Raw genomic sequence first — 16,581 nt, 5'->3', positions numbered from 1 at the left:
GTCGTCGGCCACGGGCGTCGCGCCGCGGTAGAGGGTGCGTACCAGCGGGCCGATGGACAGCCCCTGGAGCAGGATGGACACCAGCACCACCACGTAGGTCAGGCTGAGGATCAGGTCGCGCTGCTCGCCCAGCGGCAGCGACAGCGCCAGGGCCACCGAGACGCCGCCGCGCAGGCCGCCCCAGACCAGGATGCGGATGGTCCCGCTCGGCACCTGGCGGCGCCCGGCCTCGGTCTGGCGCAGCACCAGGATCGCCGGGGCCACGGTGAGCAGGCGCGAGGCCAGCACCGCGCCGCCGAGGGCGAAGGCGGCCACCACGTGCAGCCAGTTGAACGGCAACAGCAGCAGTTCCAGACCGATCAGGGCGAACAGCAGGGCGTTGAGGATTTCGTCGATCAGCTCCCAGAACTTGTCGATGTAGCGCCGCGTCTCGTCGGACATGGCGTACCGGCGCGCCTGGTTGCCGATGATCAGCCCGGCCACCACCATGGCGATCGGCGCCGACACGTGCAGGCGCGCGGCCAGGGCGGCGCCGCCGATGACCAGGGCGAGGGTCAGCATCACTTCCACCTGGTACTGGTCGATGCCGCGCATCATCAGGAACACCCCGTAGCCCAGCACCGCGCCGAACAGCACGCCGCCCACCGCTTCCTGCAGGAACAGCCAGGCGGTGGCCGAGACGGTGGGCGTCTCGCCGGCCATGAGGATGCCCAGGAGGATGCTGAACACCACCACCGCGGTGCCGTCGTTGAACAGCGACTCGCCGACGATGGTCGTGGCCAGCGGCTTGGGCGCGCCGGCCGAGCGCAGGATGCCGAGCACGGCGATGGGGTCGGTGGGCGAGATGAGCGCGCCGAACAGCAGGCAATAGATGAAGTCCACGTGCCAGCCGAACAGGGCGAAGGTGTAGTAGGCCAGGTAGCCGATCACGGTGGTGGCGATCAGCACGCCGAAGGTCGCCAGCAGGCCGATCGGCCACTTGTAGTTGCGCAGGTCGCCGAGGTTCACGTGCAGGGCACCGGCGAACAGCAGCGCGGGCAGGAACCAGGTCATCAGCACTTCGGAGAAGTCGATGCGGCGGATGATCTGCTGCATCTCCACCTCCAGCACCGGATAGCCGGCCATCGACAGGCCCTGGGCGAGGAGCGAGAACACCAGCGCCGTGGCCATCACGCCGATGGTCGGCGGCAGCCGCACGAAGCGGTAGTTCACGTAGGTGAGCAGGGTGGTCAGCGTGATGAACGCCGCGGCGAGGTCGAGCATGTCGCAGGTACTCCTTGGCAAGGCAAGTGGGCCGGCCCCAGTGCCCAATCCCTGGGCGGGGGCGCGCGGAAAAGAGACCGGATGATAACCGGATATGGCGGGCATATTGCCGAGCGCCGGGGCTTCGTCCGACAGGACCGGGAAGTATGGGTCCCAGCCGTGGTTCGGGTTTCCGGGCTTGATGCGCGAGATTTCCGAAAAACCGGGTGGCTGGCGACGATAGGGCTGAACCCTCGCCGCTGTCCCCGGTCTGTCAAAAAGAAGGGGGATGATCGGGGCGTTCCGCGCCCCTGGAAGCCCCGTGCTGTGCGGTATTCCGTGCATTTTGTGGAGTATCTAGAACAGTCAACCGGCAAGGCGACAAAGGGTTTCGAGAAAGCGGCAATTTCTTGTTGAACTCGCCGACTTCAGGTCCTAAAGTTCGCGCCCGAACGTCCATGCTGGAAACGATCCATCCGGCTCAAGTACTGACGACGAGAGGTTTCCGGTATTCCATCAGGTACCGGTGATCCTCGGCGACATGCCTTGGGAAGTAGGCGAACCAAAGTGGGGAAACGGATTAGACGTTCAGCTTCAACCCTACGTATCCATGTGTTTTGCCATTGGGAGTCCCAACCATGTCCATCAAGGTCGAGGATTACTTCGCCCCTGAAACCTTCCAGCGCATGAAGGCCTTCGCCGACAAGCAGGAAACCCCCTTCGTCGTCATCGACAAGCAGACCATCGCCAACGCCTACGACCAGCTGACCCACTGCTTCCCGTTCGCCAAGGTGTACTACGCGGTCAAGGCCAACCCGGCCACCGAGATCACCGAACTGCTGCGCGACAAGGGCTCCAACTTCGACATCGCCTCGATCTACGAGCTGGACAAGGTGATGAAGACCGGCGTCGGCCCGGAGCGCATCAGCTACGGCAACACCATCAAGAAAGCCAAGGACATCCGCTACTTCTACGAGAAGGGCGTGCGCCTGTTCGCCACCGACTCCGAGGCCGACCTGCGCAACATCGCCAAGGCCGCCCCGGGCGCCAAGGTCTACGTGCGCATCCTCACCGAGGGTTCGACCACCGCCGACTGGCCGCTGTCGCGCAAGTTCGGCTGCCAGACCGACATGGCCATGGACCTGCTGATCCTGGCTCGCCAGCTGGGCCTGGTGCCCTACGGCATCTCCTTCCACGTCGGCTCGCAGCAGCGCGACATCTCCGTGTGGGACGCCGCCATCGCCAAGGTCAAGGTGATCTTCGAGCGCCTCAAGGAAGAAGACGGCATCACCCTGCAGATGATCAACATGGGTGGCGGCTTCCCGGCCAACTACATCGCCAAGACCAACGACCTGGAAACCTACGCCGAGGAGATCATCCGCTTCCTCAAGGAAGACTTCGGCGACGACCTGCCGGAGATCATCCTCGAGCCGGGCCGCTCGCTGATCGCCAACGCCGGCATCCTGGTCAGCGAAGTGGTGCTGGTCGCGCGCAAGTCGCGCACCGCCGTGGAGCGCTGGGTCTACGCCGACGTGGGCAAGTTCTCCGGGCTGATCGAAACCATGGACGAGTCGATCAAGTTCCCCATCTGGACCGAGAAGAAAGGCGAGATGGAAGAAGTGGTGATCGCCGGCCCGACCTGCGACAGCGCCGACATCATGTACGAGCACTACAAGTACGGCCTGCCGCTGAACCTGGCCGCCGGCGACCGCCTCTACTGGCTGTCCACCGGCGCCTACACCACCAGCTACAGCGCGGTGGAATTCAACGGCTTCCCGCCGCTGAAGGCCTTCTACCTGTAAGCCTCGCTTGAGTCGAAGAAGCCCCGCGAATGCGGGGCTTTTTCGTGCTGCGGTTGGCGCTCGTCGTCACGTCCCCGTAGGGCGAATAACGCGAAGCGTTATCCGCCGGCCGGAAGGTTCGTCACCCCATGTGCCCATGAGTGCAAGGCGACGGCGTATAACCGCGAACGGTTATACGCCCTACCTGTGACGCGACTGTCATGGAAACGCAAACGCCCCGCGGGGCGGGGCGTTTGCGTGGGGCGGGCTCAGCCCTCGTTGGGCTGGCTCGCCGGGCGCGCCTGGGCTGTCGCCGGCGCCTTGTTGTCCTTGGCGATCTCCTGCTCGCCCACCGCGTTCTCCGCCGGCAGCTTGTCGAACTCGTGCAGGCCGTTCTTCGCGTAGGGGTCGCCGATCCAGCGTGGCGCCGCCACGAAACGCTCGCCCACCAGGCTCTTGGCCGGCTCGTAGCCGTCGTAGCTCAGGCCGGCGAGGTCGGACAGGGTGTGGATCAGGTGCGAGCTGCTGTAGGGCCGCCCGCTGATCGCCTGCAGGTCGCGCGGGTGCGCCTGTTGCCAGCTCGGCGAGGTCCAGACCAGGAACGGGATGGTGTACATCGGCCGGGTCGGGTCGTTCTCGTTGCGCCCTAGGCGGTCGTGCTTGCCGGAGCTGAAGACCTCCTCGCCGTGGTCGGAGAGGTACACCAGGAAGCCGTTCGGGTCGGTGGCCGAATAGCGCTTGATCAGGTTGGCGACCACGAAGTCGTTGTGCAGCACCGCGTTGTCGTAGGCGTTGTAGGTTTCCACCTGGTCGTCCGAGAGGCCGGCGGGCACGCCCTGGCGGTCCTTGAAGCGCGCCGCGTCCTCGGGGTAGCGGTAGCGGTAGTCCATGTGCGTGCCCAGCAGGTGCACGACGATGAGCTTCTTCGGCGCCGGGTCCTTGAGCACCTGCTCGAAGGGCGCGAACACCACGTCGTCGTACTGGCGGGCGTTCTGGTTGCGCTGGTTGTTCAGGTAGAACTGCTCGTCCGTCTGCTGCGAGAAGGTGGTGAGCATGGTGTTGCGCTTGGTCATCGTCTGCTGGTTGGTGATCCAGAACGTCTTGTAGCCGGCCTGTTTCATCAGGTTGATCAGCGACGGATCGGTGAGGAAACGATCCGGATGGGTCTCGTCACCGAAGGTGAGGATCTGCTGCATCACCTCGATGGTGTAGGGGCGCGGCGAAACCACGTCCTTGAACACCGCCAGGTTGTGGTCGGCGGCGGCCAGGGCGTCGAGGTTCGGCGTGGTCGGGCGGCCGTAGCCGTACAGGTGCATGTGCTCGCGGGTGGTCGACTCGCCGAGTACCAGCACCAGGGTGCGTGGCGCTTCGCCGCTGCTGTCCTGCAGGTTCTTCAGCGGCGGCAGGGAGGCGTTGCGATCGAGCAGCTTCTGCATGTTGTCGAGCTGCTGGCGGTACTGCGCGTAGCCCACCACCAGTTGCCAGGGCACCGCCGGCTCCATGCGCTGCTGGACCTTCTCCATGGCCTCGTCGAAGCTGCGGTCCTGGGAAACCATCTGCTTGTAGAAGGGGTACGCCAGGTTCAGCAGCACCAGCAGCACGGCCAGCGGGATGCGTGCCAGCGCCGGCATCCGCACGGGGCGCAGGCGTTTCCAGAGGATCACGGCGACCGCCGTGTAGAGCAGCAGCGCCAGGCACAGCCAGACGCTGAAGTACTGGCTGAAGTACTCGCTGGCTTCGGCGGTGTTCGACTCGAACATCACGAAGATGACGCTCTGCGAGAACTCCTGGTGGTAGATGCCGAAGTAGCTCAGGCCGACCAGCGAGGCGCCCCACAGCACCAGGCCGATCAGCGCCGCCACGCCACGGGTGAAGCGCGGCAGCAGCAACACCGGCGCCAGCCACAGGCTGCTGAGGAAGAAGGCGTCGCGGAAGCCGGCGAAGCCGGTGGTGCCGCTGAGCAGGATCAGCGCCTGGGTGACGCCGGAGAAATACCAGAAGAACAGTAGCAGCCAGCCCAGGCCGGCCCAGTCCACCTTGCGGTGGGAGGGGGAAGAAGTCGACACGCTTTCCTCGCATTGCCAGAAACCACCGCGAAAGCGGGCGGTCAGTGGGCTGCGAGGCTATCGACAGGGGTGTGAAGCCGAGGGCAAGCGGACGTCAAAAGAATGTGAAGCGAGGCTACAGGCGTTTCAGTGCGGCGGCGTAGAGGTCGCCGTCGGGGGTTTCGCCGAGTTCCGCCGCGCGCCGGTAGTAGGCCAGGGCGAGCTCGCGCAGTTCCGGCTGTGGCGCATGCTCCAGTTGTTCGCGGGCCACCCGCAGGAAGTTCAGGTTGCCGCCTTCCAGCGCGCGCAGCAGCCAGTAGCGGGCGTCCTCCACCTGACCCTGCTCGGCCAGCGCCGCGGCGTGGCTGAACTGGCCACGGAAGTCGCCGGCCACCGCCGAGCGGCGGTACCAGTCGCGGGCCTGCCGCGTGTCCCGGGCCACGCACAGGCCTTCCTCGTAGTGGCGGCCGACCAGGTTCATCGACTTGGCGTGGCCGAGGTCGGCGGCGCGGCGGTACAGTGCCAGGGCGTGGGCCGCGTCGCGCGGCACGCCGCGCCCGGTGGCCAGCAGGTTGGCCAGGTTGTACAGGCCCCAGTCGAGGTCTTCGGCGGCGGCGTGGGCGTAGTGCTCGGCGGCCGCGGCCGGGTTGGCGGCGGTGCCCCAGCCGTGCTCCAGGCAACGGCCCAGCATGTTGCGCGCCATGCCGTGGCCGCGCTCGGCGGCGATGCGGAACCAGGTCAGCGCCAGCGCCGGGTCGCGCTCGATGCCCTGGCCGTCGAGGAGAATCTGCCCGAGCAGGGCCTGGGCTTCCAGCTCGCCCAGGCGCGCCGCTTCGAGGATGGCCGCCGCGGCCTGGCGCGGGTCGCTGGCCAGGCGCGTGCGCAGTTGGTCCACCGAGAGTTCTTCGCGGCGGCGCAGGACGAACGCCATGTCAGACCTCGACCCAGCGGCGCAGCAGGTTGTGGTAGGTGCCGGTCAGCTCGACCAGGGCCGGGTGCTCGGGCACGTCGGCGCTGAGCTTCTGGATCGCCTGGTCCATCTGGAACAGCAGCGCGCGCTGGCTGTCCTCGCGCACCAGGCTCTGGGTCCAGAAGAACGAGGCCAGGCGCGCGCCACGGGTCACCGGTTCGACCTTGTGCAGGCTGGTGCCGGGGTAGATCACCAGGTCGCCGGCCGGCAGCTTCACGCGCTGTTCGCCGTAGGTGTCCTGGATCACCAGCTCGCCGCCGTCGTAGTCCTCCGGGTCGCTGAAGAACAGCGTGGAGGAAACGTCGGTGCGCACCCGCTCGCGGCCACCGCGCACGTCGCGCACGGCGTTGTCGATGTGGAAGTCGAAGCTGCCGCCGCCGGTGTAGCAGTTGAACAGCGGCGGGAACACCTTGTGTGGCAGGGCGGCGGACATGAACAGCGGGTTCTGCCAGAGGCGCTGCAGCATGGCCTCGCCGATCTCGCGGGCCAGCGGATGGTCCTGGGGCAGCTGCAGGTTGTGCTTGGCCTTCGCCGACTGGTAGCCGGCGGTGACCTTGCCGTCGGCCCACTCGGCCTGTTCCAGGGCGGAGCGGATGCGGGTCACCTCGTCGCGGGTGAACAGGCCGGGAATGTGCAGCAGCATGGCGGGGCTCGGTCAGATGAAAATCCGCCGCCGATGATAGTCATTTGCATTGCCGCCGCCTAGCCGAGGTGGCGAACGGTCGCGGCGGGGAAAATGTAAATGTTGTAAATTAACTGCGTTTGAGAATTTTTACTAATTGATACGAATTCTTGTTTCGCTTAGATTTCGCGGCCTTCAGCAAGTCCCTGGGGAGGGAACTTACGATGTCGCGTCAATCCGCCGAAGCCGTCAGCGCGCCGCGCCTGCTGGTCTCCGCCGTCGGTGTGGCGATCACCGCCATGTCCGGCAGCCACTTCGCCCAGGCCGCCGAGAGCGCCGAGAAGAAGCCGGAACAGGAAGTCCTGTCGCTCGACGCCGATACCGTCGTCGGCCAGCAGAGCGAAGAGACCTACAACGTCCAGCAGTCGGCCTCGCAGAAGTACACCGCGCCGCTGCTCGATACGCCGAAGACCGTCACCGTGATCCCGCAGCAGGTGATCAAGGACACCGGCGCGCTGACCCTGGTCGACGCCCTGCGCACCACCCCCGGCATCACCTTCGGCGCCGGCGAGGGCGGTAACCCGGCGGGCGACCGTCCGTTCATCCGCGGCTTCAACGCCGAGAGCGACACCTTCCTCGACGGCATGCGCGACGTCGCCTCGCAGACCCGCGAAGTCTTCAACCTCGAGCAGATCGAAGTCAGCAAGGGCCCCGGTTCGGCCTACACCGGCGCCGGTTCCACCGGCGGCAGCCTGAACCTGGTGAGCAAGACCGCCAAGCTCGACGACTTCAATGACGCCAGCTTCACCTACGGTTCCGACCAGACCCGCCGCACCACCCTGGACGTCAACCACACCCTGGGCGACAACGCGGCCTTCCGCCTGAACCTGATGAAGCACGAAGCCAACGTCGCCGGTCGCGACGGCGTCAGCGTCAGCCGCTGGGGCGTGGCGCCGACCATCACCTTCGGCTTCAACACCCCGACCCGCGCGACCTTCTCGTACTACCACCTGGATACCGACGACATCCCCGACTACGGCCTGCCGCTTACCCTCGCCGGGCGCAGCAAGCACAACCCGAGCAAGCCGGTGTCGGTCGACCGTGACAACTTCTACGGCCTGACCCACCGCGACTACCGCAAGAGCACCACCGACAGCGGGACCTTCCGCATCGAGCACGACCTCAACGACGACCTGACGCTGTCCAACAGCTTCCGCATGGTCCGCACCACGCTCGACTACGTGGTGACCACACCGGACGACAGCAAGGGCAACGTCGCCAACGGCTACGTCTATCGCTCGGCGAAGAGCCGCAACTCGACGTCCAAGGGCTGGGTCAACCAGACCGACCTGAAGGCCAGCTTCGAGACCGGCTTCATCAAGCACAGCCTGGTGACCGGCCTGGAGTTCAGCTACGAGGACGTGCACAACCGTCCCTACTCCGTCACGCAGGGCGCCACCGGCAGCGTCTGCACCCCGGCGCTGCTGGCCAGCGGCGACTGCACCAGCCTGGCGAATCCGACGCCCAAGGACGACTGGACTGGCAGCATCACCGACGGCCTGGCCTACACCGATACCGATACCAAGACCAGTGCTGCCTACGTGTTCGACACCCTGGCTCTGAACGAGCAGTGGGACCTGAACCTGGGCCTGCGCTACGACGACTACAGCATCGAGCAGAGCGGCTACGCCACCCGCGCCCCGGTTGGCAACTTCAAGCGCGAGAACGACACCCACTTCTGGAACTACCAGACCGGCCTGGTCTATAAGCCGCTGCCCAACGGCAGCATCTACCTGGCCTGGTCCACCTCCAGCAACCCCAGCGGCGAGACCGCCGGCGAAGGCGGCCAGGAAATCAGTGCGGCCAACACCAACCTCGATCCGGAACGCAACCGCAACGTCGAGCTGGGCACCAAGTGGGACTTCTTCGACGAGGCCTTGTCGCTGAACGCCGCGGTGTTCCGTACCGACAAGACCAACGCCCGCGTCGCCGACCCGGACAACAGCAGCCTCCAGGTGCTCGACGGCGAGCAGCGCGTACAGGGCGTGGAGCTGGGCTTCAACGGCCAGCTGACGCCGAAGTGGAAGGTCTTCGGTGGCTACACCTACCTGGACAGCGAGATCCGCAAGTCGAGCACCAAGACCGACGAGGGCAACCGCATGCCCCAGGTGGCGCCGAACAACTTCACCCTGTGGAGCACCTACGAGCTGGTCAAGGACCTGACCATCGGCGGCGGCACCACCTACGTGGACAAGCAGTTCGGCAACACCGCGAACTCGACCTACATCCCGTCCTACTGGCGCTATGACGCCATGGCGAAATACAAGCTGAGCAAGAACGTCGACCTGCAGCTCAACGTGCAGAACCTGACCGACAAGCGTTACTTCGACCAGGTCTACAGCACCCACATGGCCCATGTGGCCCCGGGGCGCACGGCGCTGCTGGGGGTCAACCTGCACTTCTGATAGCGCGGTTTTCCGTGCACCCCGCCCGTTGCTCCTTCGGGCGGGGTTTTCTATGTTTGGCGCCCCACGACTCGAGGTAAGAGCAAGGTGTTGAAGAAAGTCTGGTTCCAGCTGCATTGGTTCTTCGGCATCACGGCCGGCCTGGTACTCGCCCTGATGGGCGTGACCGGGGCCACCCTGTCGTTCCAGGACGAGCTGCTGCGCGCCTTCAACCCCGCCAGCCTGACCGTGCAGGCGCAGCCATCGGGCACCCTGCCGATGGACGAACTGGTGCGCCGGGTGGAAGCGGCCGAACCGGGCAAGAAGGTGTCCTTCGTCTGGACCACCGTGGACGGCGACCAGGCCTCGCGGGTCTTCTACAGCCCGCCGCCGGGCCAGCGCCGTGGCGAATCGCGCTACGTCGACCCCTATACCGCAGCCTTCCTGCCGGCGCCGTCCGGGGAGGGCTTCTTCATGTTCGTCATGCAGTTGCACCGCTTCCTCGCCCTGGGCGAATTCGGCAAGCAGGTGACCGCCGCCTGCACCCTGATCCTCATCTATTTCTGCCTCTCCGGCCTGTACCTGCGCTGGCCGCGCAAGACGCTGAATTGGCGCGCCTGGCTGGCCCTGGACTGGCGCAAGAAGGGCCGCGCCTTCAACTGGGACCTGCACGCCGTGGCCGGTACCTGGTGCCTGGCGTTCTACCTGATGGCGGCGCTGAGCGGCCTGTACTGGTCCTATGACTGGTATCGCGGCGCGCTGTTCAAGCTGCTCGACGACGCCCCGGCCGGCCAGCAACGCCAGGGCCCGCGCGGCGGCAAGCGCGGCGAGACGCCCAAGGGCCCGCCGCTGGAAGCGGACATCGGCGCCATCTGGAACACCCTGAAGGCCACCGCCGGCCCCGAACTGGAAGCCTACAACCTGCGCCTGCCGCCGGTGGGCGGCCAGCCGGCGACGGTCTTCTACCGCTTGCACGGCGCCGCCCACGAGCGCGCCTTCAACGAAATGCGCATCGAGCCGAAGAGCGGCCGCCTGCTGGGCGACAGCCGCTACACCGACAGCAGCTTCGGCAAGCAGCTGCTGACCAGCGTCTACGCGCTGCACGTGGGCAGCTACTTCGGCCTGCCGGGGCGCATCCTGATGATGCTGGCGAGCCTGTCCATGCCGCTGTTCTTCATCACCGGCTGGCTGCTCTACCTCGACCGCCGGCGCAAGAAGAAGGCTGCGCAGGCGGCCCGCGTCGAGTTGGACGGCGCCGCCGCCGGCGACGCCTGGCTGGTCGGCTACGCCAGCCAGAGCGGCTTCGCCGAACAACTGGCCTGGCAGAGCGCCGGGCAACTCCAGGCCGCCGGCCACGCGGTGCGCGTCGAGCCCCTGGCGCGGCTGGATCGCCAGCAGCTGGAAGCGACCCGCAACGCGCTCTTCGTGGTCAGCACCTTCGGCGACGGCGAGGCGCCGGACAGCGCCCGCGGCTTCGAGCGCAAACTGCTCGGCGAAGCCGCCGGCCTCGGCCAGCTGCGCTTTGCCGTGCTGGCCCTGGGCGACCGCCAGTATCAGGCCTTCTGCGGCTTCGCCCGACGCCTGCAGGGCTGGCTGCAAGGGCAGGGCGCGCAGCCGCTGTTCGACGGCGTAGAGGTGGACAACGGCGACGCCGCTGCCTTGCGCGACTGGCAGCAACGCCTGGCGCAACTGACCGGCGTGGCCGCGCCCGCGCCCCAGGCGACGGCGCAGTTCGAACTGTGGAGCCTGGCCGGCCGTGAGCTCCTCAACCCCGGCAGCCAGGGCGAGTCCACCTGGCTGCTGCGCCTGCAGGCGCCAAGCGGCGGCGCCGACTGGCGCGCCGGCGACCTGGTGGAAATTCTCCCGCAGCACCCGCGCGAGCGCGTGCTCGGCTGGCTGGCGCGCCTGGGCGTGGACAGCATGGCCTGCGTCGAAGCCGAAGGTGGCCGCCTGTCGCTGGTAGACGCTCTGGCCGGTCGCGAGCTGCCGGCCAACCTCGGCCACCTGGTAGGCCTGCACTCGCAGGCGCTGTTCGACGCCCTGGTGCCGTTGGCGCCGCGTGAATACTCCATCGCCTCGCTGCCCAGCGACGGCGCCCTGGAACTGATCGTGCGCCAGGAACGCCACCCCGACGGCAGCCTGGGCGTGGGCTCCGGCTGGCTGACCGAATACCTGCAGCTCGGCGCCGGCCTGGCCCTGCGCCCGCGGCGCAACGCCGGCTTCCATCTGCCCGAGGAGGATCGCCCGCTGATCCTGGTCGGCAACGGCAGCGGCCTGGCCGGCCTGCGCGCATTGCTGCGCGCCAGCATCGGCGAAGGGCGCCAGCGCAACTGGCTGCTGTTCGGCGAGCGCAATCGCGAGCACGATTTCTACTGCCAGGAGGAACTCGAAGGCTACCTGGCGCGCGGCGAACTGCAGCGCCTGGACGTGGCCTTCTCCCGCGACCAGGCGCAGAAGGTCTACGTGCAGGACCGCCTGCGCGAACAGGCCGAGCGGCTTCGGCAGTGGCTGGAAGAGGGCGCGGCGATCTACGTCTGCGGCAGCCTCGAAGGCATGGCCGGCGGCGTCGATGCGGTGCTGCGCGAAGCCCTGGGCGAGCTGGCGGTGGAAGCGCTGCTGGAAGAGGGCCGCTACCGGCGCGACGTTTACTGACGCGCAGGGATAACGCCTCGGGCGTTATCCGCCGCATCGGCGCTCAGGCGTATCGCGGGTATGGCCCGCTGCTACGGGGCGCAGGTATGCCGGGGGTGTCGCCGGGAATGAAAAAGCCCCGCCTAGGCGGGGCTTTTTCGTGGCGCTGCGGGGGTCAGATCCAGAGGATGAACGCCAGGATCGCGCCGAAGAACGCCCACTTCTGCAGGTAGTACAGCTTGCGGTTGCGCTTCTTCAGGGCCTTGCCCTGCAGGCGGATCTTGTACAGCGTGCCGAAGGCGCGGTTGATCCCGCCGGTCTTGTCGCCGGCGTCGTTGGGCGAGGCGGCGGCGGCCATCACGCTGCGGCTGAACCAGCGGTTGAAGGCCTGGGCCCAGCGGTACTTCAGCGGCCGCTCGACGTCGCAGAAGAGGATCACGCGGTCGTGCTGGGTGGTGTTCTCGGCGTAGTGGATGTAGGTCTCGTCGAACACCACGGCCTCGCCGTCCTTCCACGAGTAGCGCTGGCCGTCCACTTCGATGTAGCAGCCTTCGTCGTTCGGCGTGAACAGCCCCAGGTGGTAGCGCAGCGAACCGGCGTAGGGGTCGCGGTGGCGTACCAGGCGCGAGCCCGGCGGCAGCTCGGCGAACATCGCCGCCTTCACCGAGGGGATTTCCCGCAGCAGCGCGGTGGTCTGCGGGCAGACCACGTCGGCCGAGGGGTGTGCGTCGTCGTACCATTTCAGGTAGAAACGCTTCCAGCCGGTCTTGAAGAAGGAGTTGAAGCCGACGTCGTTGTACTGGTCGGAGCGCTTGATGCTGCCGGCCTCGCGCAGGCGCAGGGCTTCGGCGCGGATGGTTTCCCAGTTCTCGGTGAGCTTGCGCATTTCCGGGAATTCGTCGGGAGACAGGTAGGGCGTGTTCGGTACCCGCGAGAACAGGTACATGAAGCAGTTCAGCGGGGCGAGGAAGCTGGAGTGGTCGCTCAGCTGCCGCGACAGCTTGTGGCGAACCTTGCCACGCACGTGCACATACGCGATGCAGGCCGCGTAGGCCGCCAGGATCAGGGCTTTCATCTTCGGATTCGACGGGTATCTGCGGACGGAGGCGGAGGATATTACTCCCCTGCGGCGGCTTGCGTAATGATTTGAGACTAATTGGCCATGCTCTGGTTTAACCTTTGAAGGTTTCCGAAAAGCTGTAGCGAAGTCGAGGCGAGCCATGACAGACCATTCCCCGCGCATCCTGCTCAACTGCGACATGGGCGAAAGCTACGGCGCCTGGCGCATGGGCGACGATGTCCACGCCATGCCGCTGATCGACCAGGCCAACCTGGCTTGCGGCTTCCACGCCGGCGACCCGCTGACCATCCAGCGCACCGTGCGCCTGGCGGTGGAACAGGGCGCGAGCATCGGCGCGCATCCGTCCTACCCGGACCTCGCGGGCTTCGGCCGCCGCCATATGAGCTGCTCGCCGGAGGAGGTGCAGGCCCTGGTGCTGTACCAGGTCGGCGCGTTGGACGCCTTCTGCCGCGCCCTCGGAACCCGCGTCGACTACGTGAAGCCCCACGGCGCGCTGTACAACGACCTGGTGCGTGACGACGCGCTGCTGAGCGCCGTGCTCGAAGCCTGCGCCGTCTACCGCAAGGGCCTGCCGCTGATGGTCCTGGCCCTGGCCGACAATAGCCGCGAGCTGGCCATGGCCGGCGCCGCGGATGTGCCGCTGATGTTCGAGGCCTTCGCCGACCGCGCCTACCTGCCCGATGGCCAACTGGCCCCCCGGCGCCTGGCCGGCGCGGTGCACCACGAGCCGCAACGCATCCTCGACCAGGCCCTGGCCATCGCCCGTGGCGAGCCCTTCCCGGACATCGACGGCAACCCGCTGCAACTGCGCGCCGACAGCCTCTGCGTGCACGGCGACAACCCCGAATCCCTGGCGGTGCTGCGGCGCCTGCGTGGCCTGCTGGACGCCGCATGATCCGCATCGAGCCGCTCGGCGCCGAGGCGCTGCTGCTGACGCTGGCAGAGCAACCCGACGCGCACCTGCCGCTGCGCATCGCCGCGCTCGCCGAGCGCCTGCGCCGGGAGCTGGGCGAGCACCTGAGCGACCTGGTGCCGGGCTGGACCACCCTGCTGCTGCACTACGACCTGCGCTACACCGACCACCTCGACCTGACGCGCCGCCTGGAGAGCCTGCTGGCCGACTGGCCGGGCCCGGCGCCGCGCGCCGACGCCGGTCGCCTGCACGAAATCGCGGTGTGGTACGCCGGTGAGGACCTCGACGAAGTGGCGCGCCTCTGCGGCCTGAGCCGCGCCCGGGTGATCGAGCTGCACAGCGGCCGCGACTACCGCGTCGGCGCCATCGGCTTCGCACCCGGCTTCGCCTACCTCGGCGAGCTGGACGAGCGCCTGGCCCTGCCGCGCCGGGCCAGCCCGCGCACCCGCGTGGCGGCCGGTAGCCTGGCCATTGCCGAACGGCAGACGGCGGTCTATCCACAGGCCTCGCCGGGCGGCTGGCACTTGCTGGGGCGCACCGCGCAGCGGCTGTTCGATCCCCATGACGAACCACCGTGTCCGCTGGCGCTGGGCGATCGGGTGCGTTTCCGGCCCATCGACGAAGTCGCCTTCCGCCGCGCCGGAGGCCAGCCGTGAGTGGCCTGCGGGTACTCAGGAGCGGGCCGCTGAGCCTGCTGCAGGACGCCGGCAGGTACGGCTGGCAACACCTCGGCGTGGCGCCGGGTGGGGCTGTGGATATCCACGCCGCGGCCTGGGCCAATCGCCTGCTCGGCAACCCCTGGGGCACGCCGCTGCTAGAGGTCGCCCTGGGCGGGCTGCGCCTGCGCGCGGAGCGGGATTGCTGGCTGGCGCTGTGCGGCGCCGCGCTGCCGGCCCAGGTGGACGGCGAGCTCCGCGCGGTCTGGTCGCGTTTCCCATTGCGCGCCGGGCAGGTGCTGGAGCTGGGCTTCGCCGCTAGCGGCCAGCGCGCCTACCTGGCGGTGGCTGGCGGCTTCCGCGCCAAGCCGGTGCTGGGCAGCGTCGCCACCCAGCGCCGTGAGGGGCTGGGCGGCCTGCACGGCGACGGCCGTGCGCTGGAGGAGGGCGACCTGCTGCCGTGCGCGGCGAGCGGCGAGGCGTTCACCCAGGGCGCCAGCGTGCCCTGGCCGTACATACCCGACTATCGTGAGACACCCAGGTTGCGTGTATTGCCCGGCGTCGACGCCTTCACCGACCGAGCACGAGAGCACTTCTTCGGTCAAACCTGGCGGCTCAGCCCGCAGTCCGACCGCATGGGCGCGCGCCTGCTCGGCGAGGCCGTGGCCGCGCCGCGTCGGCAATGGTCGCTGGGGGTGACCCGGGGCGCCATCCAGGTGCCGCCGGACGGCCAGCCGATCGTGCTGCTGGCCGACCACCAGAGCATGGGCGGCTACCCGCTGCTCGGCTGTGTCCACCCGCTCGACCTGGGGCGCCTGGGGCAGTGCCCGGCGCACGCCGAGGTGCGCTTTGTCGAGGCGTCGCTGGAGCAGGCCCAGGCCGAACTGCAGCGTTTCTACCGCTTCTTCCGCGGCTAGCCGGGCAGGTGCCGCAGCGGTAGCGGCGCCGACTCCTTGAGGGTGCTGATGGCGAAGTTGCTGCGGATGTCGCTGACCCCGGGCAGCTTGAGCAGGGTGCCGGTGAGGAAGCGCTCGTAGGCGCGCAGGTCCGGCACCACCACTTGCAGGAGGAAGTCCGACTCGCCGGAAACCAGGTGCACCGAGATCACCTCCGGCAGGTCGATCACCGCGTGGCGGAAGGCCTCGGCGTGCTCTTCGTGGTGGCGCTCGACCTTGATCCCGACGAACACCGTCAGGCCCAGGCCGACCTGGTCGCGGTCCAGGTCGGCGCCGTAGCGGCGGATCACTCCGGCTTCTTCCAGCAGGCGCACGCGCCGCAGGCAAGGCGAGGGCGACAGGCCGATCTCCTCGGCCAGCTGCACGTTGCTCAGGCGGCCGTCGCGCTGCAGGGCGGCGAGGATGCGGTGGTCGTAGGCGTCCAGCTTGTGGTTTGACATATCTGCTCGGATATCAGGCTCTGGATTGGTGGATCATGCCAAAACCAACCACATCGGCAAGCAGAATACGCAAGCACCTGCCCTGGCCTTCGGGCATAGAATCCTTGACCGGAATCCCCGACTGCGGAGTGCGAACCATGGATTTCGGTGTCTTCCTGCTGGCCCTGGCGATGGTCTACCTGCTGCCCGGGCCGGACATGCTCCTGCTACTGCATACCGGCGCCGCCCAGGGCGCCCGTCGCGCGCTGGTCACCGCCCTGGGCCTGGCGCTGGCGCGGGCCTGTCACGTGGCCCTTGCCGGTGCCGGCCTGGCCCTGCTGTTCCGCACGGTGCCCTGGACCTTCGACCTGGTGCGCCTGGCCGGTGCGGCCTACCTGGCCTGGCTGGGCCTGCGCATGCTGCTGGCGCGACCGCCCCTGCCGGGCACCGAGCAGCCGGCGCCGGCAGGCTCCGACGGTTGGCGGCGGGCCTTCGGCAACGGCCTGTTGACCAACCTGCTCAACCCCAAGGCGCTGCTGTTCTGCTCGGTGCTGTTGCCGCAGTTCCTGCGGCCGGACGCCGGGCCGCTGGCGTTGCAGTTCGCCGCGCTTGGCGCGCTGCTGGTGCTGGTGGGGATGGCCTTCGACAGCTTCTACGCGCTGAGCGGCGCGCGGCTGGGCCGCTGGCTGGAGCGGCACGCGCTGGCGCGGCGGGTGCAGCAGTGGACCTTTGCCACCCTGCTGATCGGCTTCGGCGCGCGCTTGGCGTTGCTGAGGGAGGTATAGGAGCGAGCTCGCTGGCGAATGGATTCCGCCCACGCG

Annotated in this window: 13 protein-coding genes; 7 read left to right on the top strand and 6 right to left on the bottom strand. The window is 67.9% G+C overall.

Annotated features, from left to right (window positions below; all coding sequences use genetic code 11):
• Positions 1 to 1,263, bottom strand: a 1,263-nt coding sequence (locus P3W75_RS20040; protein WP_276229054.1) for a cation:proton antiporter, incomplete at its 3' end; no start/stop codon positions are given.
• Between the two features lie 617 nt (positions 1,264 to 1,880).
• On the opposite strand from P3W75_RS20040, the gene P3W75_RS20035 reads away from it, so the two are divergent.
• Positions 1,881 to 3,044, top strand: coding sequence for a type III PLP-dependent enzyme (locus P3W75_RS20035; RefSeq protein ID WP_276229053.1), 1,164 nt, complete (start codon positions 1,881 to 1,883; stop codon positions 3,042 to 3,044).
• Positions 3,045 to 3,292: 248 nt separating this feature from the next.
• On the opposite strand, the gene P3W75_RS20030 is transcribed toward P3W75_RS20035, so the two are convergent.
• The 3 genes from P3W75_RS20030 to P3W75_RS20020 form a co-directional block, all read right to left on the bottom strand.
• A complete protein-coding gene (locus P3W75_RS20030; protein WP_276229052.1) occupies positions 3,293 to 5,089 on the bottom strand; it encodes a phosphoethanolamine transferase CptA in 1,797 nt (598 codons plus the stop codon).
• A 115-nt stretch (positions 5,090 to 5,204) separates the two neighbouring features.
• A complete protein-coding gene (locus P3W75_RS20025) occupies positions 5,205 to 5,999 on the bottom strand; it encodes a tetratricopeptide repeat protein (RefSeq protein WP_276229051.1) in 795 nt (264 codons plus the stop codon).
• A gap of 1 nt (position 6,000) precedes the next feature.
• Complete coding sequence (locus P3W75_RS20020) at positions 6,001 to 6,681, bottom strand: Fe2+-dependent dioxygenase (protein ID WP_276229050.1); 681 nt, start codon at positions 6,679 to 6,681, stop codon at positions 6,001 to 6,003.
• 203 nt (positions 6,682 to 6,884) lie between these two features.
• Between P3W75_RS20020 and P3W75_RS20015 the strand changes: the two genes are divergently transcribed.
• The gene (locus P3W75_RS20015) at positions 6,885 to 9,125 is read left to right on the top strand and encodes a TonB-dependent receptor (RefSeq protein WP_276229049.1); all 2,241 of its coding nucleotides are present in this window, start codon (positions 6,885 to 6,887) and stop codon (positions 9,123 to 9,125) included.
• 90 nt (positions 9,126 to 9,215) lie between these two features.
• Positions 9,216 to 11,756: a sulfite reductase flavoprotein subunit alpha gene (locus P3W75_RS20010; protein ID WP_276229058.1), complete on the top strand. Its 2,541-nt coding sequence runs from the start codon at positions 9,216 to 9,218 to the stop codon at positions 11,754 to 11,756.
• Between the two features lie 154 nt (positions 11,757 to 11,910).
• Here P3W75_RS20010 and lpxO read toward each other — a convergent pair whose 3' ends face one another.
• The gene (gene lpxO / locus P3W75_RS20005) at positions 11,911 to 12,810 is read right to left on the bottom strand and encodes a lipid A hydroxylase LpxO (protein ID WP_276229048.1); all 900 of its coding nucleotides are present in this window, start codon (positions 12,808 to 12,810) and stop codon (positions 11,911 to 11,913) included.
• A gap of 145 nt (positions 12,811 to 12,955) precedes the next feature.
• Between lpxO and P3W75_RS20000 the strand changes: the two genes are divergently transcribed.
• From P3W75_RS20000 to P3W75_RS19990, 3 genes are read left to right on the top strand one after another with little or no spacing between them, the layout of a single operon-like run.
• Positions 12,956 to 13,711 (top strand): 5-oxoprolinase subunit PxpA, encoded by a 756-nt coding sequence (locus P3W75_RS20000; protein WP_276229047.1) that lies wholly within the window; start codon positions 12,956 to 12,958, stop codon positions 13,709 to 13,711.
• Entirely contained in the window at positions 13,708 to 14,385 is a 678-nt protein-coding gene (gene pxpB, locus P3W75_RS19995; RefSeq protein ID WP_276229046.1) for a 5-oxoprolinase subunit PxpB, read from the top strand. The genes P3W75_RS20000 and pxpB overlap by 4 nt, the downstream gene beginning before the upstream one ends.
• On the top strand, positions 14,382 to 15,302 hold the full coding sequence (locus tag P3W75_RS19990) for a biotin-dependent carboxyltransferase family protein (RefSeq protein ID WP_276229045.1): 921 nt from the start codon (positions 14,382 to 14,384) through the stop codon (positions 15,300 to 15,302). The genes pxpB and P3W75_RS19990 overlap by 4 nt, the downstream gene beginning before the upstream one ends.
• Here P3W75_RS19990 and P3W75_RS19985 read toward each other — a convergent pair.
• Positions 15,299 to 15,781, bottom strand: a complete 483-nt coding sequence (locus P3W75_RS19985; RefSeq protein WP_276229044.1) for an Lrp/AsnC family transcriptional regulator — start codon at positions 15,779 to 15,781, stop codon at positions 15,299 to 15,301. The two genes, P3W75_RS19990 and P3W75_RS19985, sit on opposite strands and share 4 nt — an antisense overlap.
• Positions 15,782 to 15,918: 137 nt before the next feature.
• On the opposite strand from P3W75_RS19985, the gene P3W75_RS19980 reads away from it, so the two are divergent.
• Positions 15,919 to 16,545 carry a LysE family translocator gene (locus tag P3W75_RS19980; RefSeq protein WP_276229043.1) on the top strand — a complete coding sequence of 209 codons (627 nt, stop codon included), beginning with the start codon at positions 15,919 to 15,921 and terminating at the stop codon, positions 16,543 to 16,545.
• Positions 16,546 to 16,581: the final 36 nt, after the last annotated feature.

This window comes from Pseudomonas citronellolis (assembly GCF_029335315.1).
Classification (GTDB): Bacteria; Pseudomonadota; Gammaproteobacteria; order Pseudomonadales; family Pseudomonadaceae; genus Pseudomonas; species Pseudomonas citronellolis_A.
The sequence above is the reverse complement of the archived record's forward strand: the minus strand, read 5'-3'. Positions and strand labels throughout refer to the sequence as shown.